25 protein-coding genes and 1 riboswitch are annotated in these 19,383 nt (G+C 34.8%); of the genes, 8 read left to right on the plus strand and 17 right to left on the minus strand.

Annotation, left to right across the window (positions count from 1 at the left end):
• Positions 1-83: 83 nt before the first annotated feature.
• Entirely contained in the window at positions 84-401 is a 318-nt protein-coding gene (locus A6J74_RS08730) for a magnetosome magnetite crystal formation protein family (RefSeq protein ID WP_000678050.1), read from the minus strand.
• Between the two features lie 148 nt (positions 402-549).
• Positions 550-1,128, minus strand: a complete 579-nt coding sequence (locus A6J74_RS08735; RefSeq protein WP_001227661.1) for a YdcF family protein — start codon at positions 1,126-1,128, stop codon at positions 550-552.
• Positions 1,129-1,288: 160 nt separating this feature from the next.
• On the opposite strand from A6J74_RS08735, the gene A6J74_RS08740 reads away from it, so the two are divergent.
• Positions 1,289-1,954 (plus strand): DUF421 domain-containing protein, encoded by a 666-nt coding sequence (locus A6J74_RS08740; protein WP_000923919.1) that lies wholly within the window; start codon positions 1,289-1,291, stop codon positions 1,952-1,954.
• A 35-nt stretch (positions 1,955-1,989) separates the two neighbouring features.
• Here A6J74_RS08740 and A6J74_RS08745 read toward each other — a convergent pair whose 3' ends face one another.
• Together A6J74_RS08745 and A6J74_RS08750 are read right to left on the minus strand one after the other, a co-directional pair.
• Positions 1,990-3,345, minus strand: coding sequence for an MATE family efflux transporter (locus A6J74_RS08745; protein ID WP_000388385.1), 1,356 nt, complete (start codon positions 3,343-3,345; stop codon positions 1,990-1,992).
• Between the two features lie 142 nt (positions 3,346-3,487).
• Positions 3,488-4,321 carry a MerR family transcriptional regulator gene (locus A6J74_RS08750; RefSeq protein WP_000906738.1) on the minus strand — a complete coding sequence of 278 codons (834 nt, stop codon included), beginning with the start codon at positions 4,319-4,321 and terminating at the stop codon, positions 3,488-3,490.
• 269 nt (positions 4,322-4,590) lie between these two features.
• Between A6J74_RS08750 and A6J74_RS08755 the strand changes: the two genes are divergently transcribed.
• A complete protein-coding gene (locus tag A6J74_RS08755) occupies positions 4,591-5,754 on the plus strand; it encodes a cation:proton antiporter (protein WP_000393881.1) in 1,164 nt (387 codons plus the stop codon).
• A 63-nt stretch (positions 5,755-5,817) separates the two neighbouring features.
• Here the strand turns inward: A6J74_RS08755 and A6J74_RS08760 are convergent, their stop codons facing one another.
• The 8 genes from A6J74_RS08760 to A6J74_RS08795 all read right to left on the minus strand — a co-directional run bounded on the left by A6J74_RS08760 (position 5,818) and on the right by A6J74_RS08795 (position 12,496).
• Positions 5,818-6,096: a DUF3986 family protein gene (locus tag A6J74_RS08760; protein ID WP_000417075.1), complete on the minus strand. Its 279-nt coding sequence runs from the start codon at positions 6,094-6,096 to the stop codon at positions 5,818-5,820.
• A gap of 91 nt (positions 6,097-6,187) precedes the next feature.
• Positions 6,188-7,537 (minus strand): aspartate aminotransferase family protein, encoded by a 1,350-nt coding sequence (locus A6J74_RS08765; protein WP_000850994.1) that lies wholly within the window; start codon positions 7,535-7,537, stop codon positions 6,188-6,190.
• Between the two features lie 336 nt (positions 7,538-7,873).
• On the minus strand, positions 7,874-9,424 hold the full coding sequence (locus A6J74_RS08770) for a solute symporter family protein (RefSeq protein ID WP_001098228.1): 1,551 nt from the start codon (positions 9,422-9,424) through the stop codon (positions 7,874-7,876).
• A gap of 2 nt (positions 9,425-9,426) precedes the next feature.
• Positions 9,427-9,768, minus strand: coding sequence for a DUF485 domain-containing protein (locus tag A6J74_RS08775; protein ID WP_000817371.1), 342 nt, complete (start codon positions 9,766-9,768; stop codon positions 9,427-9,429).
• Between the two features lie 186 nt (positions 9,769-9,954).
• The gene (locus tag A6J74_RS08780; RefSeq protein WP_000832137.1) at positions 9,955-10,629 is read right to left on the minus strand and encodes a sterol desaturase family protein; all 675 of its coding nucleotides are present in this window, start codon (positions 10,627-10,629) and stop codon (positions 9,955-9,957) included.
• 67 nt (positions 10,630-10,696) lie between these two features.
• Positions 10,697-10,990 carry a hypothetical protein gene (locus A6J74_RS08785; RefSeq protein WP_000286358.1) on the minus strand — a complete coding sequence of 98 codons (294 nt, stop codon included), beginning with the start codon at positions 10,988-10,990 and terminating at the stop codon, positions 10,697-10,699.
• A gap of 19 nt (positions 10,991-11,009) precedes the next feature.
• Complete coding sequence (locus A6J74_RS08790; protein ID WP_000466560.1) at positions 11,010-11,642, minus strand: LysE family transporter; 633 nt, start codon at positions 11,640-11,642, stop codon at positions 11,010-11,012.
• Positions 11,643-11,767: 125 nt separating this feature from the next.
• A complete protein-coding gene (locus A6J74_RS08795) occupies positions 11,768-12,496 on the minus strand; it encodes a YqcI/YcgG family protein (protein WP_001005936.1) in 729 nt (242 codons plus the stop codon).
• A gap of 262 nt (positions 12,497-12,758) precedes the next feature.
• Here A6J74_RS08795 and cspB point away from each other — a divergent pair, with 262 nt between their 5' ends.
• Both cspB and A6J74_RS08805 read left to right on the plus strand, forming a co-directional pair.
• Complete coding sequence (cspB, locus tag A6J74_RS08800) at positions 12,759-12,956, plus strand: cold shock-like protein CspB (RefSeq protein WP_001161728.1); 198 nt, start codon at positions 12,759-12,761, stop codon at positions 12,954-12,956.
• 119 nt (positions 12,957-13,075) lie between these two features.
• A complete protein-coding gene (locus A6J74_RS08805) occupies positions 13,076-13,324 on the plus strand; it encodes a DUF2564 family protein (protein WP_000534393.1) in 249 nt (82 codons plus the stop codon).
• 33 nt (positions 13,325-13,357) lie between these two features.
• Here A6J74_RS08805 and A6J74_RS08810 read toward each other — a convergent pair whose 3' ends face one another.
• The 3 genes from A6J74_RS08810 to A6J74_RS08820 form a co-directional block, all read right to left on the minus strand.
• Positions 13,358-13,534, minus strand: coding sequence for a zinc-finger domain-containing protein (locus A6J74_RS08810; protein WP_000358801.1), 177 nt, complete (start codon positions 13,532-13,534; stop codon positions 13,358-13,360).
• 12 nt (positions 13,535-13,546) lie between these two features.
• A complete protein-coding gene (locus A6J74_RS08815; protein ID WP_000875536.1) occupies positions 13,547-14,206 on the minus strand; it encodes a ribonuclease H family protein in 660 nt (219 codons plus the stop codon).
• 125 nt (positions 14,207-14,331) lie between these two features.
• Positions 14,332-14,817 carry a QueT transporter family protein gene (locus A6J74_RS08820; RefSeq protein ID WP_001026462.1) on the minus strand — a complete coding sequence of 162 codons (486 nt, stop codon included), beginning with the start codon at positions 14,815-14,817 and terminating at the stop codon, positions 14,332-14,334.
• A 6-nt stretch (positions 14,818-14,823) separates the two neighbouring features.
• Positions 14,824-14,868: riboswitch (PreQ1 riboswitch) on the minus strand.
• A 132-nt stretch (positions 14,869-15,000) separates the two neighbouring features.
• On the opposite strand from A6J74_RS08820, the gene A6J74_RS08825 reads away from it, so the two are divergent.
• The 3 genes from A6J74_RS08825 to A6J74_RS08835 all read left to right on the plus strand — a co-directional run bounded on the left by A6J74_RS08825 (position 15,001) and on the right by A6J74_RS08835 (position 17,398).
• Positions 15,001-15,873: an aldose 1-epimerase family protein gene (locus A6J74_RS08825; RefSeq protein WP_000127406.1), complete on the plus strand. Its 873-nt coding sequence runs from the start codon at positions 15,001-15,003 to the stop codon at positions 15,871-15,873.
• Positions 15,874-16,092: 219 nt separating this feature from the next.
• Positions 16,093-16,479, plus strand: coding sequence for a reverse transcriptase-like protein (locus A6J74_RS08830; RefSeq protein WP_000573867.1), 387 nt, complete (start codon positions 16,093-16,095; stop codon positions 16,477-16,479).
• A 13-nt stretch (positions 16,480-16,492) separates the two neighbouring features.
• Positions 16,493-17,398, plus strand: a complete 906-nt coding sequence (locus A6J74_RS08835) for a DMT family transporter (RefSeq protein WP_000712625.1) — start codon at positions 16,493-16,495, stop codon at positions 17,396-17,398.
• Between the two features lie 2 nt (positions 17,399-17,400).
• Here the strand turns inward: A6J74_RS08835 and A6J74_RS08840 are convergent, their stop codons facing one another.
• Positions 17,401-17,661: a DUF6123 family protein gene (locus tag A6J74_RS08840; protein WP_001195212.1), complete on the minus strand. Its 261-nt coding sequence runs from the start codon at positions 17,659-17,661 to the stop codon at positions 17,401-17,403.
• A 182-nt stretch (positions 17,662-17,843) separates the two neighbouring features.
• On the opposite strand from A6J74_RS08840, the gene A6J74_RS08845 reads away from it, so the two are divergent.
• Entirely contained in the window at positions 17,844-18,404 is a 561-nt protein-coding gene (locus A6J74_RS08845; RefSeq protein WP_000806314.1) for a cysteine hydrolase family protein, read from the plus strand.
• Between the two features lie 35 nt (positions 18,405-18,439).
• On the opposite strand, the gene A6J74_RS08850 is transcribed toward A6J74_RS08845, so the two are convergent.
• Positions 18,440-19,300, minus strand: coding sequence for a GNAT family N-acetyltransferase (locus tag A6J74_RS08850; RefSeq protein WP_000571006.1), 861 nt, complete (start codon positions 19,298-19,300; stop codon positions 18,440-18,442).
• Between the last annotated feature and the right edge of the window lie 83 nt (positions 19,301-19,383).

Below are 19,383 nucleotides of genomic sequence, written 5' to 3' on the forward strand. Positions count from 1 at the left end.
TTCGAATATATCGACGATTCGACAAGAAATATTGATTTATCGACAAATAACGACAGGATTACACCAATTTATTTCTTGTCTTATTACGCTGCTTTCAAAACTTTAATACCTTTTACGATATTCCAAATGAAGTAGTAAATTCCTACAAGAATGAATACTGCATATGTGATAGCCATCCCAATTCCCGCGCCATCAGATTGATCGAAGCCTAAACCGTATACGCCTGATACTGCTAATCCAGCAAATAAGATTGCGTACGGAAAAACATGTGACCAAAATGCTTTTTTCGCGTGATATTTCACTTCATCTTCCGCAACGAAGTACACGATAATTGGCAGTAAAAATGGTGCAAAAAAGATACTAAAGTAACATAGTGAAGATAGAATATTATTTCCTTTCATCCGATTCACCTCTAAATAGTTTTTGTTATCTTTATTATGTCAGGAATCCATTCTAGAAACTATCGCTTTACCTTTCATTAAGATGACAGTTTTGTAAGATTTTCCTCAAAATAAATCCCGCCTCGAATTTCGGGCGGGATTACTTTCACTATATTCGATTCATAAACCAATATTGCGTAATGGCTAAATATTCTCGGACATTCGATGGGATGATAATTGGCTTCGGTGTTTTGGCAGGAAGCCCTTCTAATTGCAAACCTTGTTTTGCTGCTATTTTTTTCGCTCTAAACATATGGAAATCGTTTGTTACGATCATACCTTTTTTCATATTGGCTGGAATTAACGGTTTTGAGAATGTAATATTCTCATCTGTACTCGTTGATTTATCCTCCATTATAATACGGTCTTCTGCAATATTTTGTTTCATTAATCCTTGTTTCATCGCTAATGCTTCTGAAATATCTTCACCTTTTCCTTGTCCGCCAGATACGATAGCGATTGTTTTCTCATGTGATTTTAAATATTCAGCTGCTTTATCAATACGATATTGTAATGAGTACGATGGTTTCGTACCATTTACTTTCGAGCCTAATACAATGATATAATCAGCATCGTCGGTAGCTTTCATATGCCCATGCTTATAAATGTTATATTGTAAAAAAACCGCGTACACGGCGCAAACCGTTATAATTGCTATAATATACTTAATTATTTTCTTCTTTCTCATATCCATATACTCCTATGTTCTTTGCTTCTTTCATCATAATATCCATTTATTCGTTTGTATACAGACAAATTCCAAATAACCCTTATTTATCCTCTAAAAGGTAATATTTCTATTATTTTTGGGAATAGTAAGTACAACTTCGCACGAAGGAGTGTCCCTATTGCTTCTCTTTTTATGTAACGTATCATTCTTTTTTATTTTATTTTTACTATCGCTTAAGTTACTCGGTAAATCTGCATTAGCACAACTAACTCCTCATGATTTTGGGGCTATTATTTTTTTATCTTATTTAGCTTTTCAAGCCATACCAGTCGCTGGTGCTTTACAAGCATTTCTCGGTATGGTCGTTATTACATGTTTGCACTTACTTCTTACAAAATTAAGCTTACTCAACAAACTAAATCGTTTCATTCTCGGACACCCCATTATTTTAATTAAACATGGTGATATTGTTTTTGAGAACTTACAAAAAAGTAGATATCCCATACCCGAATTGCTTTCTAACCTTCGCGTCGCCGGATATCCAAGTGTTCATGAAATTGAATACGCTATTTTAGAAGCGAATGGAGCCATTAGCATTTTACCAAAGCGAGAACTTGTACCATTGACTCCAAAGGATATGAATATACATGTTAAGTATGCTGGATTACCAATCGCCCTTATTGTCGATTCTCAAATTCAATACGATAACTTAAAGTTGATCCATAAAGACGAAAAGTGGTTATATAAAGAGTTAAAAGAAAAAGGCATCACAAATATTAAAAATGTGGCCTTTGCGTCTGTTCAAGAAACGGATGGGTCTTTTGCAATTAGTTTAAAAGAATGAAAAATCCCCTTACTTGCTCAAGGGGATTTTCTTCATTATATTGCTTCTTTCTTTCCTGCTATATGTAACGGAACAGGATGTTTCATACGATTCATCGTAAATACGATAATTGCTGTCAATACTTCCGCAACCGGCATAACGAGCCAAATTCCGTTTATTCCAAATAACTTTGGCATAATCCATAACAACGGAATAATAAATAGTAACCCTCGGCTCATTATAATAAGTACTGATTTCTTCGTTTGTCGCACTGATTGGAAGTACTCTCCATACACAATGTTGTAGCCTAAAAATACGTATTGGATAAAGAACAAGCTAATACCTGTTAACGTTAACTTCAATAGTTCTGGCGATTGGACATCAAATAGACCAATGATATATTTCCCGAAGAATAATCCGACAATTATCGCAATGCCTCCGAGTACAACCGCAATCTTCACAGCAAACTGTAATCCTTCACGCAATCTTTCTGATAAATTTGCACCGTAATGAAAACTTGCGATTGGTTGTAATGCTGCTCCAACACCAAAGAATAATAGTAATGCCATCGCATGAATGCTATTCACCATTGCATAGGAAGCGACTCCTACTTCTCCTGCATATTGAACGAATGCGATGTTAAAACCAATCGTTACGATTGCTACTGTACTTTCTGCTGTAAAACTTGGGAAACCAATCACCATTATTTGTTTAACTGTATCCCATTCAAAATGGAATTTCGTCCACTTTAAAATACTACTCTTTCTAAAGAAGTGAGTTAATAATACAAGGAAACCAATTGCTGCCGAAAGAATAGTCGCTGAAGCAGCACCTGTTACACCCCATCCAAAGATGAAAATAAAGATATAGTCAAACACTATGTTTAATACAGCCGTTACAACAAGACCTGCCATTGCTAAATTAGGATTTCCATCATTTCGTATAAATGTACTTAAAATATTTTCTAACACGTATATCATTCCAAATGTTAATAACACGTGTAAATAGTCTAACGCATACGGTAAAATCACTTCATTTGCACCGAATAAGTATGCTAAATCTTCTATTCTCCATACGCAAATAGCCGCTAAAACGCCTACGATAATAACTGCTACAGTCATAGATTGCGTAAAAATAGACCTTGCTCTTTCAAGTTTATTTTCGCCTAGTGCAATCGAATATAATGTTGCTCCGCCCATTCCAATCCATAATGAAATGGAGAAGAAAATCGAAAATGCTGGAATAGCGACGTTTACTCCCGCTAAACCGTTCGCTCCAACTCCCCTACTAATCATGACCGCGTCAATCACAATATTAACTGACATTAATACCATTCCGAGAACTGCTGGTATTAAATATGAAATAAATAAACTTTTTATCGGTTTTTCTCTTAATTTTTCTGTTGCTTCCATACTAATATGCTCCTTTTTTCAACGCTCTGTTCACAGTTTAAACCTTCAAGTAACTTGAAGGTCAAGAGAGAATTTAAAAATAGGTAACTTAATTATCGTCATTGATGCCGATTTGTAATTAGTACGAGTCTTACACCTTATTTCATTGTTTTTTCATTATAGGGATTTGAATTTCCGTTACTTGCTCCTCTGGATTTTCTGTTACAGACCAATCAATTAATGCAATCTCAATCGAATCTCCGCTCACTTCATATCCCTCTTGAGAGATGTATTTCATTAACTCCTTGTATGTTTCATCTGTTTCTTCATATGGTCCATGATGATAAGCACACGCAAATATACCTGCTTTAATTTCATCTGAACTATGTACTTGAAAAGGCATATAATCCAAAAGAATAAAAACACTATTGTATGATTGAAATTCATTTTGAATTAATGCTTTTTTGGCAACCGTTACACCGATATCTCCAGAGAATAAGCTATTATCTATTTGTTTCATATTCTTCTGCAACGAATGGATATAATACTCAAACATATCATCTGTTGTATTTGGTGCAACCGCAATCGCTGTAATCTTTCGCTGCGGGATTTCTTTAACTATGATTTTTTCAGCTTTTACTTTCGTCGCTTCCTTAATTACATAAATTCTATGTTCCATTTTTGCTAAAGCATACTCAATTTCTCTTTGCTTCTTTAACATCATTTCTTGTTGCTTTTCAAGTAAATTAAGCGCATAAGATGGGTTCCGCTCATCAATATATTTCTTAATTTCCTTTAACGGAATATTTAACTGTCGTAAAAATTTAATCGTATCTAACAGTGAAAACTGATCAATTGTGTAATAACGATAATTCGTTTGCGGATCGACAATAGACGGGTGAAAAATTCCTTTTTCATCATAATACCTTAATGTAGATTCTGCGATATTATGCATTTTTGCCATTTCTCCAATTGTAAAGCGTTTGTTTATTAACATATTCCATTCTCCAATTCATTAAAAATGTTTCCTTATTTCTTCTTATTATATATTGATTCCCTCTATACCTAAATCGAATCTCATCATGAAAATCTGCTATTTTTTCATTGATTTTTTATAAATTTTATTATATATTGATTACAGGTTCAAATTACAAGTTCAAAAGAACTTGTAATCAGACCCTTTGTTTAATGGTTTTTACATATTTTCATTAGGCAAATTCCGAGAAATCGTTTAATAAAAATACAAAGTGATAAGGAGAGGATCAAATGGAATTCGAATTTTTCTTTCAAATTGCACTTATTTTATTAAGTACAAAGCTTGCTGGTGACCTTAGTGTTAGATTAGGTCAACCTTCTGTACTCGGTAAATTAATTGTCGGTATCGTTATCGGTCCAGCCGTATTTGGTTGGATTGAAAACTCAGAACTTCTAACACAATTAAGTAATGTTGGTGTTATTCTTTTAATGTTTATGGCTGGACTTGAAACAGACTTAGAAGAATTAAATGCAAATCGTAACTCTTCTTTAGCAGTTGCACTCGGAGGTATCATTCTTCCATTCGTAGGTGGTTATATTTCCGGTCTTGTTATGGGAATGGAACAAGGGAACGCTGTATTTTTAGGATTACTTCTATGTGCGACAAGTGTTAGTATTTCCGTTCAAACACTTCGCGATTTAGGTAAGATGAAAACACGTGAAAGTACAACGATGCTTGGAGCAGCTGTATTTGATGACATTCTTGTTGTTATTTTATTAGCATTCGCAATGAGCTTCTTAGGTACAGACGATGTTAACTTAACAATGGTTATCTTGAAGAAGGTCGTATTCTTCGCTTCTATTATTTTAATCGGATGGAAAGGTGTTCCAGCGATTATGCGTTGGTTATCACCACTACGCGTATCTGAGTCTATCGTGAGCGCGGCTCTTATTATCTGTTTCTCATTCGCATATTTCGGCGAATTATTAGGAATTGCTGGTATTATCGGTGCTTTCGCAGCTGGTATCGCAATTTCTCAAACGAACTACAAACATGAAGTAGAAAAGAAAGTAGAACCGATTGCTTACGCAATGTTCGTTCCAGTATTCTTTGTTAGTATCGGTATGAATATTACATTTGATGGTATTGGTAATCAAATTTGGTTCATCTTAGCATTAACAGTTATCGCTGTCTTCACAAAACTAATCGGTTGTGGATTTGGTGCACGCATGACTGGATTTGATGCAAAGTCTTCTGCAATTATCGGTGCTGGAATGGTTTCACGTGGTGAAGTTGCACTTATCATCGCAGGAACAGGTCTTTCTTCTGGACTATTAGCACAAGATTACTTTACAGCTATCGTTATTGTCGTTATTTTAACTACAATGATTACACCACCAATGTTAAAATACACTTTTGGTGCCAAAGATAAAGCAATGAAAGCAAGTAAATAAGTTTACTATAATAAAAGGAGATTACTATTTTATAAAATAGTAATCTCCTTTTTCATTTTCTCTTTAAACAATCTCATTCGTCTTTAACCATTTTTCAAAAATAGTCCTTGCTTCTTCATCATCAATATTATCACGAAATGAATATACTTTAATGCCATAGTCATCGATATATTCACCTAGCTTCATTTCCTCCACTTTCTTATAAAAATCGTCTACCTCATAGTGCGGAATATAAGCATCCCAAACTGGTTCCTTTATTCTTTTGTACGCTGTCACTTCTAAATCATATCCATCTTCATAATATCCGATGTGATAATGTTGACTAGGATCATATTTCTCCATTCATATCCCCTCCCTTTAAAAAACTACCATATTTCACGTAATAAACAAAAGCGAGCCTTATATTACAGCTCACTTTTGTTCTTTTATTTGATTAAATACGCTCCATCGCTGTCTTCAACGTACCAACAACGAAAGCAATTTCTTCACTTGAAATAACAAGAGGCGGCGCTAATGTTAAAACATTATTATACCCTGCTGTTGTCATACCGTTTCGTCCTATAATTAAACCTTTTTCTTTACAAGCATTTACAACAGTCGCGATTTTGTCGTTATCAATTGGTTCTTTCGTCTCTTTATCATTTACTAGTTCAATTCCTACTAATAGACCTTTCCCTCTAATATTTCCAACTAGCGGATGTTCCCCGATTTCTTCTTTTAATTGCTCTAATAAAAGTGAGCCCATTTGTGCAGAGCGTCCAATTAAATCTTCATTTTCCATAATCTCTAAGTTTTTAAGTGCTAATGCACAAGCCGCCGGGTTTCCACCAAATGTATTAATATGGCGGAAAAATTCATATTCCCCAGTTCCTTTAAATGCTTCATAAATTTCTTTTTTCACAGCTGTTGCTGATAATGGTAAGTATGCACTCGTAATACCTTTCGCCATCGTAACGATATCAGGCTTAACATCATAGTTCATAAATCCAAATGCTTTTCCTGTACGCCCGAAACCACAAATCACTTCATCACTAATGAGTAGCGCACCGTGTTTTTGACATGTTTCATGAACAGCTTTCATATAGTCTTGTGGTGGCATTAAAATACCTCCGCCTGTAATGAGCGGCTCCATAATAAATGCGGCTATCGTTTCACTTAATTCCCATGTCATAACACGATCTACTTCTTTCACACACTCTACATCATAAATATTTTGTGATTCCATTTCTGGCATACGATAACAATCTGGCGGTGTTACGTGTAAAAATCCTGAGGCAAAAGGCTCATATTGATATCTACGCTGCGCTTGTCCCGTCGCTGCCATTGTCGCCATTGTATTTCCATGATATCCTCGGTAACGTGACATAAATTTATAACGATGTGGTTCACCTTTATGTGCATAGTATTGCCTTGCTATTTTAAAAGCTGTTTCATTCGCTTCTGACCCACTATTTGAGAAGAAAATAACATATTCTCCTCCAAGCCACTCATTTAACTTTTCAGCAAGCTTTATTGCTGGCTCATGTGATTGCGACATCGGAAAGTACGATAATGTTTGTAATTGTTCATAAGCCGCTTCTGCGAGTTCTTTTCTTCCGTACCCACTATTCACACACCAAAGACCACTCATACCATCTAAATATCTTTTTCCATGTATATCTTCAACCCAGCACCCTTCTGCTTTTGCCCCTACCATTGTACTACTTGGACTAAAGGGACGCATGCCGTGCCAAACATATTGCTCATCTTTTGCTAATAATTCGTCAGTTTGTTTCGTTTTCATCATTTCTTCCACCTTCCATAACAACTTATTTTTCACAAAAGCTGCGCTGGTGCCATGATGATTTAAATTTCTCCCTGCTTATTTTCATTCCACAAAATTATGACAAATCCTACTTACAACACAGTAATATTTATCCCGCATTAACGGGCAGTAACACACCCCACCCCAAAATTCAGCTGGAGCAAAGAAGTTAGGTGGGAGATTAACTGCCCGTAAAAGCCCGATTGGTGCGGGCTAATAATCAGTGAGCATGCCCCCCACTGATTAAAGTTTCACTTTATAAGAAAATGACAAAAGAAAAAGAGCTTTTCTTTTAATACGAAAAGCTCCTCTTTTTTAATGTAAAGATGCGTCGCTAATACCATGACCAGTATTCGATTTCACAAGAATTTCATCAAACTTCGCTACATCTTCTTTCTTACTAGAGAAAATAGTTCCTAAATATGCTGCTAGGAAACCAAGCGGAATCGAAATAATGCCAGGTGTCGTATATGGGAATAAGGCTTCTCCAACAAAAATAGCTTTTCCAGCTACAGGGTTCCAGACGTTTGGACTTAACGCTACAAGAACAATTGATGATACGAGTCCAACGACCATACCAGAAATGGCACCCGTTGTATTAAAACGCTTCCAATAGATTGTAAATAATATAACTGGTAAGTTTGCACTAGCCGCGACTGCAAATGCTAATGAAACTAAAAATGCTACGTTTAAGGTTTGCGCAAATAACGCAAGTATAATAGATACTACAGCTACTCCAATCGAAGCATAACGAGCCATGGACACTTGCTCTTTTTCCGTAGACTTTCCTTTACGGATAATCTCGTTATAAAAATCATGCGCAAATGCTGATGCTGCTGTTAATACAAGTCCTGCTACTACAGCTAAAATGGTTGCAAAGGCAATGGCTGATACGAATGCAAATAAGAAGTCCCCGCCTAATGCTTTAGCTAATAAAGGTGCTGCCATATTACCAGCTGGATTTGCTTTAATAATTGCCTCATTTCCTACAAACGCTGCTGCTCCAAACCCTAAGAAAATTGTCATAATATAAAATGCGCCAATTAACCATGTCGCATACACAACAGATTGACGTGCCGTTTTTGCATCTCGCACTGTAAAAAAGCGCACAAGAATATGTGGTAATCCAGCTGTACCAAGGACTAGTCCTAAATTTAAAGACAGTGTATCAAGACCATCTTTATACTTTACTCCTGGATTTAAAAACGAATCTTTTAATGGTGTAGCTGTTTTCATTTGAGCAAACATTTCAGTCACACTAAAATTAAATTTTGCAAAAACGATAACAGAAATAATAAATGTACCAGCCATTAGTAATACAGCCTTAACAATTTGTACCCAACTCGTAGCAGTCATACCACCAAAAATAACGTACACTGTCATTAATGTGCCAACGATTAAAACTGCTGTCGTATATTCTATTCCTAATAATAATTTAATAAGTGCACCCGCACCGACTAATTGGGCAATCATATAAAAAATTGAAATTGTCATCGTATTCAGGGCAGCAATACCGCGAACTTTTTTCGCATCAAAACGCGCTGCAATCATATCTGCCAATGTGTACTTCCCTAAATTTCTAAGCGGTTCTGCAACTAGGTATAATACAACTAAATACGCAACTAAAAATCCAATACTATAAAAAAATCCATCAAATCCAGTTAACGCTATCGCTCCAGCAATACCGAGGAATGACGCAGCAGACATATAATCCCCAGCAATGGCCAGACCATTTTGCCAACCCGTTAATCCCCCTCCAGCCGTATAAAACTCACTCGCATTTTTCGTTTTTTTCGATGCAAAATAGGTTATGACGAGCGTACCAAGAACAATAATTAAAAATAGTGCAAACGCAGTAGTATTCAAATTCAACTCCTCCCTTTTTGCATATCTTGTAGAATTTTCCGCGAAATTTCATCAAAGGATTGAGCTTTCTTACTATAAATCATACATAATGACCATGTCATAATAAATTGCGCAAAAGCAAATACCCATGCCCATGTCACATCACCGAATGCTGGTGTATTAAGCACTTTCGAATACGATGTTAAAATAGGTAGCGCAATAAAAAAACTGAAAAAGAAAATACTCATTGGAACGATAAACTTCTTCTTCGTATTTAATAACAATTGAAATTCTTCTGACTGAACAACCTCTGTATAATTCACTTCATTTTGCAACTTACGTGCTGACGTATCATCTCGTTTCATCCTCTACTCCCCTCTCCAACTCGAAATACACTTCCCCTTCGTATACACAAAGACTAAATTTTATAAATATTCAGAAACTTAATTTCATTTTAGACAATCCATACATTCCTGCAAAGATTTTTCGGTAGACATTTTTCGTCAATTTTCTCTAAATTTTTAATATACTTTTTCACAATAAAGTGCAACTTAAATCCGTATGGGTTTCGTACACCCCACACCGATTATTAGCCCGATTCTAACAAATACCCGTACACATTTTTTCCTCGTTAAGAAAGAAGTGATGCTTAATTCAACGTCTTTTCCATCTTTAAGCGTTCCAAATATAAAATCGAATACTGGATTTGAAACACCAAACCAAAACTTTTCGTTTTTATAATGGTGTAATATATGCTGTTTTTTTAGCCACCTTCCAAACTTAGTGACGGGACGAATCGGCTTATGTGCAATATAACGTTTCCATTCATAAACAAGGAGCATGATAATCATTCCGATTCCAAATGAAAGTGTAACGGTAACACTTTTTGTAATACCATATGATATAAGTAAATATATAGTAAAGCTAGGTACACTAAACCATACAGGCAAAAATAAAAGTTTCAAATCATCTGGGTATACGTGATGATCATAATGTAATCTTCTTAACATTTTTAATAAAAATACGTTTTTAGGCGGCTTTAAATGGAATAAAAAACGATGGGTCATATATTCGTTAAGCGTATAAAAAACAATACCAAACAGACACGCTAACATACCGATCCATTTGAAAAATTGCATTTTTAAAATAATGATGAAAATAAATAAAATACTATACATAATAACAATATCATGCTGTAAAAAGAACTCTTTCCCTACTCTCTTCATCTTACTTCCCCTTTTTCAAAAAAAACAGCCGCAACGTATCGTTACGACTATTTCTTTTCTATTCACTTTACAAATTTGCCCGCTGTTCTATTGTCGAGAAAAAATTGTTTGTTCCAAATATATTTTGCTTCGGAATAATGTGTTCTACTGCAAACACTGTTACTTCTCCCCTTTGTACCTCTCCAATAATGAGTCCAAATACTTCATGATTTACTGCAAACGTTGGTTGTTTCGTTTGTAGCAATCTGGCTGCAGTATTAAATACCGCTTCATATAATGGATCCCTATCAGTAATTTCTTTTCGGATTTTTGGTGCTAACGTAATAATAATTTCTTTTCCGTCAATAGTGGTTCGATACATAAAAATCTCCCCTTCAATCTTATGTGAACAACTGTAAAGCTTTGTATGCAAAATGGATAGAATATCCTACTAAAATAATACCTGCTCCGGCTGTTATGTAGCCAAGTGCTTTCTGTTTTAATAAAGTCCTTCCAAAATGTACAGAAAAAGCAATATTTAAATTCCATAAAATAATACCAACAATAATGCATAGACTGTACAAGAAAGCTTCTTGTTTCGTTACCTTCGTAAGCAATGAGCTAAGTGTGCTTCCATATATACCAAACCAAAAAACAAGATTTAATGGATTGGATATAGCAATTAAAAATCCTGCCATAAACGATTGTTTAAGGCCACCTACCTCTTCTTTTTTATATTCCATATTCGAGTGGGAAATTCCTTGTTTTACACTTTGAAATCCTAAATAAAATAATAAGAAAAACCCCGTGCAGTACATAAAAGCTTGTACGTATGTATACATAAACACAGAAGATAAACCGAAATAAATGAGAAGCATAAACAAAATATCTGCAGTCATTCCACCAATTCCAACAACCCACGCATGCCAAAACCCGCGTTCAATTCCTCGTTTTAACATTTCAATATTAATTGGACCTACTGGTGCCGCTAATGAAATACCTAATACAATTTGCTGTATAATTGCTCCAAACATCGCTCTATCCTTTCTACTTCCTTTACTATTAAGTAATGATGTAACCTTTAAAAATAGACTAGCTTTCATAATAAAATACCCTTTTTTATCCAAAATATACAAAAGAGCCATCTAGATGATGGCTCTTATTTCTCTACCTTATGATGAAAAGGACATTTCCCTTTTATTGGCTCAATATCGTCTCCAATAAAATATTGTTTCCATTCTCGATGGTCAGGATCACCGTAATGACTAATGTTAGGATGTTTCGGCAGCTGATCCCACTTTTCAACTCGTTCACGAACCATTTGTCTTGAATACGCCCCTTTAGGACGATCACCTTCTAATCCATCGAAAATGGTACGTGGCTGAAATCCAATAACGAGTGAATTTCCTAAATGCCTAGTCTTTCTCTGTTTATAAGCCGGTGCATTCCCAAATGCAAATATCGGTTCACCACCGAATGAAAATTCCCATAAATAATGATTTGGATCTTCAGGAACTTGCTGCGGCCATGTTTGATTATCGTGTTCATGTAAATACTGTAGTACTTTCCAAAAGTAATCACGATAATATTCAAGTGATTGTTCTTCACATTCCGGTTCCACAAAAAGAAAAAAGCCTCTTCTTACAATCGGTCGCTCTTTCATTAACTCTAAAAAAGATAACATTGTATGTGGCAAATGACTCCAATCATTATGAGAAAGAAATGAATAACGAAGTTCATTCTTTTTCAACGCTGTTAAACCGAAATAACATGGGAAAGTTGCATCTAACACGACGCTTGAAAAATTTTGAAATTCTTTTGCAACCCAATTCGGTATATCCGTTCTCATTCTCATTCCTTCATTATCTAATAAGTACGACTCGTTCATTCTTTCACCTCATTATGTATAGCATTCAATAAAGAATATTACATAACCAGCCTGTCCTATACCTTTTTGAACATTTGACCAGAAAATTATTTAAAAATACAAAAAATAAAATCGCTTACTTGACTAATTTCTACCAATTCGTGTATATTTAAATTAATCATTTAGCAGAATATTCAAGATTATAGCATTTTTAGTTTATATTATCTTTTCAAATGAATTTCACTAAATGAAAAAAGCAAATGTTTTTAGGAGGAATTGTAACATGCAAGGAAAAGTAAAATGGTTTAACAACGAAAAAGGTTTTGGATTTATCGAAATGGACGGCGCTGACGATGTATTCGTACATTTCTCTGCTATTCAAGGTGACGGCTACAAAGCTTTAGAAGAAGGTCAAGAAGTATCTTTCGATATCACTGAAGGAAACCGTGGACCTCAAGCTGCTAACGTAGTAAAACTTTAATCCAACATATGACAGGAGGTTACCTTACTTGGTAACCTCCTTTGTTATTCCTTTGTATATTTCCGTTTTACAGAGCGAAAACTATGTGAAATGCGCAATTCACAAAGGAGGCAATTACAATGGGTTCAGAAGTAAATGATTTTGAAGAAGTGAAATTCCGTGTAGAAACAGCACAAAAAATGGTAGGTTCTGCAACAATTTCAATGGATCCAGACACACTGGAGCATGCCACTACTGCAGTAGAAGCAGCTCGCTCTCAACTTGAGATTATGAAATCTGTTGCAACAGATTTAGATGAGCCATTTTTAATGAATGAGGAAAAAAAATTAAGTAAGTGCGAGCATCAATTACATGAAGCGAAGCACTAAAAAAACATCCAGAGAGTTTTCTCTGGATGTTTTTTATGACAACTGTTCTCCATATTTTTTCAACGTTTCTCCAACTGTACATTGCCTAATACAAAATGAATGGGCATAATATTTACTATTCGTTTTCCGATTATGTTCTCGTAAAAAACATCCTTCACAATACGTTTCTAATAAGTCATTTACCTCTGTAATGAGTTGCTTTTTATCCACCTTTGCACCTCTCTATTCGGTTATTTCTTTATGACTATCAATGACTGTCCCTTCTAATGCTTGCGTTGCTAATTGATGTGCTTCTTTATTTTGTTTTCTAGATATTGGCTCACATACAAGCTTTAATTTCATTTGCTTCGCCTTTCGTTCAATTTGATCTAAGTAATGATTTAAATGCTCATCATAGCAAGGCCATTCTCCAGCCAATTGCTGCAGTACAACTTGAGAGTCTCCACGAAGCGTAACTGCTTCATACTTAATCCCTAATTCTTCGAGTATATTTATACCGTATAATAATGATGCATATTCGGCTTCATTATTATCATATATACCTTCTATATATGCGTTGCGGCGAATTCGGTAGTTTATATTTCCTTTTTTATAATACACACATATACCTACTCCAGCTTCTTTCGTCTGAAGATCATACCCACCATCAAAATAAACATGTATTTCTTGAATCTCTTCCTCCACTTGTTTACTCAGCTTCTTCATTTCTTTTAATGACCATTCTGCATCCATTTCATCGTAAAATAAAAGTTCTTTCGCTCTTCCTGTTTTCTCAAAATCCTCCGCAAATTGAAGTACTTCTTCTATGTTCATATAATCTGTCGTTAATTCCGTCTGCAATCCGCGTTTTGTTTTATATAACCAATGAATTTTATATTTCATGCTAAATTCCCCTTATATAAGAATTCTTATTTATATTTTATTATATTTTATCAAGAGTCACAGTATTATATTCAATATAATCACATACAAAAAGAGCTATCCCATTGGAATAGCTCTTTCATCTATTACATAAATCTTTCAAATTGTACTCGCTTATTAATCCAGTACATTACAGGCATACCAATCGCCATTACTACGAATTCACCTGCTGCACATGTTAACCAAGTCCACATAAATGGTAAATCAAATGCAAGATGAAGTTCAATTGCAATCATAAACATTGTAATCGTAAAGATAACTGTATTAAAAATCATACGAGCCCAAACACCTTTAATGAATCGCATAGAAATAATCGTTGCAACTAATGCAAGAATAGATTGCCCTACTCCAAATACTAAATCATAAGCGACCATAGGTGAGAAAAAGAGATTCGTTAAAAATACACCTAATACAATTCCGTAACTTGCTTTCTTATTAAATACAACGAGATGATTAAACATCTCTGAAATACGAAACTGTACACCTGTAAAGCCAAATGGCTGAATAAGTATAGAAACAGCAATATATAATGCCGCTATAATACCATTACCGACTATTGTTCTTATATTCATGACAAAATCTCCTTAGTTTTTTTACGTGGGATGGTTTCGAACCACGTTATTCGTTTTTTAAGCAACAAGATTATATTCTACGCATTAGACACTCTTTCGTCAATAGATTCCTATCATCAACTACCTTTTTTCTTTTAGACAACGTATAATGAAACATATGAAAGATTTAGGAGGTTTCACTTCATGACAGCAACAATACAAAATGAAAAAGTAATCGTTTCCATTTCTGACAAAGGTGCAGAATTGCAAAGCGTTCGCTTAAAAGAAGATAACACAGAATATTTATGGCAAGGTGATTCTACTTATTGGGGACGTCGCGCACCAATTTTATTCCCAATTGTCGGCCGATTAGTAGATAATACATACTACGTAGATGGTAAACCATATTCTTTAACTCAACACGGTTTCGCTCGTGATCTTACGTTCTCTGTAAAAGAACAAAGTGAAACAAAAATCACTTATATCGTTACTAGTAATGAAGAAACATTAAAAAAATATCCTTACGAATTTGAACTACTCATTTCTTATGAGGTAGAAGAACAAAATATACATGTTACATATGAAGTAAACAATCCTGCTTCAAAAGAGATGTTCTTCTCAATCGGAGCGCACCCTGGATTCAACTTCCCACTATTAGACGGCGAATCATTTACAGATTATCATCTATCATTTAACGGTTCTGAACACTTAGAAACAAGTGTATTAGAAGGACCTTATCTTTCAAGTAAAAAACAATTAATCGCTGAAAATACGAATGAATTGCCACTTACATACGATTTATTCAAAAATGATGCACTTATTTTTGAAAATATGAATACGAATGAAATTTCTATTCGTTCTCATAAACATAATAAATTTGTAAAAGTAGAATTTGCAGGATTTCCATTTGTCGGCGTATGGACACCAGGAGATAACGCACCTTTCTTATGTATTGAACCTTGGTATGGAATCGCTGATGAAATAAATCCAGCAAAAGATTTCAAGGAAAAAAAAGGAATTCAATCTTTACAAGCGAATGAAACATTTACATGCCGTTACAGCATCACAATCGGATAAAGTGAAACTTTAATCAGTGGGGGATATTCATCCCCACTGATTATTAGCCTTCACCAATCGGGCATTTACGGGCAGTTGATCACCCACCTAACTTCATTGTTTCAGCCGAGTTTTGAGGTGGGTGTCTTACTGCCCGTTAACGCGGGATAAGTACTCTATCCCCTACTTCAAAAAAACATTTAAGTAGGGGATAATCTTATAATTTGGAGGTTTCTCATTTTGATTGAAGTGTATATTGATGGTGCATCAAAAGGAAATCCTGGTCCTTCTGGTGCGGGAGTATTTATTAAAGGCATACAGCCACCTGTACAATTATCATTACCACTTGGAACAATGTCCAATCATGAAGCGGAATATCATGCTTTACTTGCAGCATTAAAGTATTGCACGGAGCATAATTATAACATTGTCTCTTTTCGTACAGATTCGCAACTTGTCGAGCGAGCTGTTGAAAAAGAATACGCAAAAAATAAAATGTTTGCACCACTATTAGAGGAAGCACTACAGTACATAAAAAGTTTCGATCTCTTTTTTATTAAGTGGATTCCAAGTAGTCAAAATAAAGTCGCTGATGAATTAGCTAGAAAAGCTATCTTACAAAATTAACGGGGGTATGAGTGTGAAAAAAGAGTGGCTTGCTCCTCTCGCTTTATTATTTGTCTCTTTTATTTGGGGAGCTACGTTTGTTGTCGTTCAAAATGCTATGTCTTTCGTTGGTCCATTTACTTTTAATGGCCTTCGCTTTTTATTCGCCGGAATTATTTTATTATTTGTTCAAATGATTTTCTCACAAAAAACTTCGAAACAAGATATAAAGCAGAGTAGTTTTGCCGGATTAATTGTTGGATTCTTTTTATGCGTTGGCTATTTATTACAAACATTCGGCTTACTCTATACAACTTCTTCAAAAGCAGGTTTCTTAACAGGACTAAGCATTGTTATGGTTCCAATCTTATCTTTTATCTTTTTAAAACAAAAGGCTACCATTTTCGTCGTACTCGGTATCACTGTGGCAACAGCCGGTTTATATTTATTAACAGCTGCTGATTCTTTTCAATTAAATATAGGAGATATACTTGTTCTCGGTTGCGCAATCGCATTCGCTGCCCATATTCTCATTAACGGTTTCTTTTCTAAGAAAATATCACCTTTATTACTAAGCACATCTCAAGTATTAGCTGTAGGTATATTTTCTTCTATTTGCGCTTTTTTGTTTGAAGATTGGGAAAAATTATTTTCAGTATCGCTATGGACAAATCATTCCTTTTTATTCGCCCTATTTCTAACTTCCTTATTTGCGACATCCATTGCTTTTTTCATTCAAACATCAGCTCAGAAACATACTTCCCCAACGAGAGTAGCAATTATTTTCGCAATGGAGCCCGTTTTTGCTGCATTAACAGGCGTTCTCGTTGCTAACGAACAACTTTCTATGTCTGCTATTTTCGGATGTCTATGTATTTTTCTAGGCATGATTTTTGTTGAACTACCTTCCAAAATAAAAAAAGAAGCGCAGGCCGCGTGAAGTTACGCTTGTAACTTCCGCATAAAAGCCTTAGCGCTTTTTTTATCTGTAATTTCTTCTTCTTTCAATCGTTCTAATAACGCAACAAAATAACTGCCATCAAACTGTAATTGATGTTTAATTGTCGCTTCTATTGCTGCGTTCACAATTCCATCAGATGCACCAGTATATCCTTGCCCGAACATAATAAACCCTTGTGCTTCCTCTGATAATTTAAATCCTTTCGTATGTAAGAATGAAAGATAATCTTCTACTGTTTGCATGATATTCCCACCTACTCAAAAATTCTCCACTTCCTATCATACATGTTTTTACACACTATGAGAATGAAATTTCTTTGACAACTTTGTAAATCAATCGTTTACTTCGCTTGCAATGGAGGATTTCCTAACAATCTGAAGGAATATGTACAGTGGAACTTATTTCATATTAAAGGGGAGACACGATGAAACAAGCACTATTAATTATCGATGCTCAACAAGAATTAATTGATGGAAATGAGCAAGAAAATGAAGTTTTTCGTAAAACTGAGTTATTAGCTACACTAAATACAGCTGTACAGAAAGCAATTGATTCAAATGCCCTTATTGTTTTCGTGAGAGATATCGATGTTGCTTCTGGTAGCGGCGTGGGATTTGAAGTACATAATCAAATTCAAGTACCTCAGTCTGCAATCCTTATTAATAAAGCAGCAACGAATTCATTCTATGGCACTTCTTTACTTGAACTTTTAAAAGAAGAAAAAATTAATCATATTGTGATAGGTGGATGTAAAACTGAACATTGTATTGACACAGCTGTTAGGACAGCAACTGTACAAGGATTTGACGTTACATTAATTAAAAACGGTCATTCCACAACTGATTCTAACGTATTGTCTGCAGAGCAAATTATTGGTCATCACAATAAAATTTTACACGGTCATTATAACGTTGATCATTTTTCTATGGTGAGAGATATCGAGGAAGACCTCTTCCAACCAACTCACGACCAATATCGTGATTAATAAAAAAAGAATCCTTCATTCAGAAGGATTCTTTTTTACCCAAAAATTTGCGCTGCAATACTATATAGTTCTCCATTTCTTTTCAAAAATTGATCACTATTTTTCATCATAATTGGTGGTGTATTCACCTTTTTAAAACCAGTAACCTCTAATTCTTTCATAAAATCTTTCTTTCCTTCTGGTACATCTATTCTTAATTTCCCATTATGCCCTTTTGCTAAATAATGAACAATATTTATTGCCATCTCATCATTTTTAGCAACTACCGGTCCTAATATTTTATTTTCCGGCGTTTGTATACTCAAACCATATCCTAGTATATTTTGTTCCTTATCCTTCACAACAGTGCACTGTTCACTTTGCATCATTCTTTTCTTTAAAAACTCTTTTCTATTTGTTCCAAACGCATATTCATCTATTTTTATTATTTCTTCTAAATCACCCTCTTCATAATCCATCATATATTCTTCATTTCTTGCACATTTATAATTCGTATTGTACGAGTTACATATGTATTTAGAAACATAGCTTACCACCCTAAATCCTAGCTTTTCGTATAAATACTTCCCTTCATCTGTAGCAATAAGCATAATTGGTGTTCGAGCTGATACGCTATTCATGCATGAATTCGTTATCGCCTTTCCAATTCCTCTTCCCTTATAATCTGAATGTACAATCACCATTCCGATAGACGCTACGTTCTCCCCATATAATATTATTGCCGCGCTAGCAATAAGTTTCTTTCTCTCATTCCACACGCCGTATACAATGCCTGCGTTAAAAATCGTTTCAATTTCTTCTCTGCTATAATCCCAACCAATATAAGAAGATAATGCTACAATATCGCCTATTTCTTCTTCCCTAAGACGATCCACCCTAATTTCCAATTCAATCATACTCCATCCCCTTATCTAGACATTTAAATCATTATTACTAAATCAACTTGTACATGTTTCCCTTTATCTATCACACACATATC

This window comes from Bacillus sp. FDAARGOS_235, from assembly GCF_002073415.2.
GTDB classification, from domain to species: domain Bacteria; phylum Bacillota; class Bacilli; order Bacillales; family Bacillaceae_G; genus Bacillus_A; species Bacillus_A toyonensis.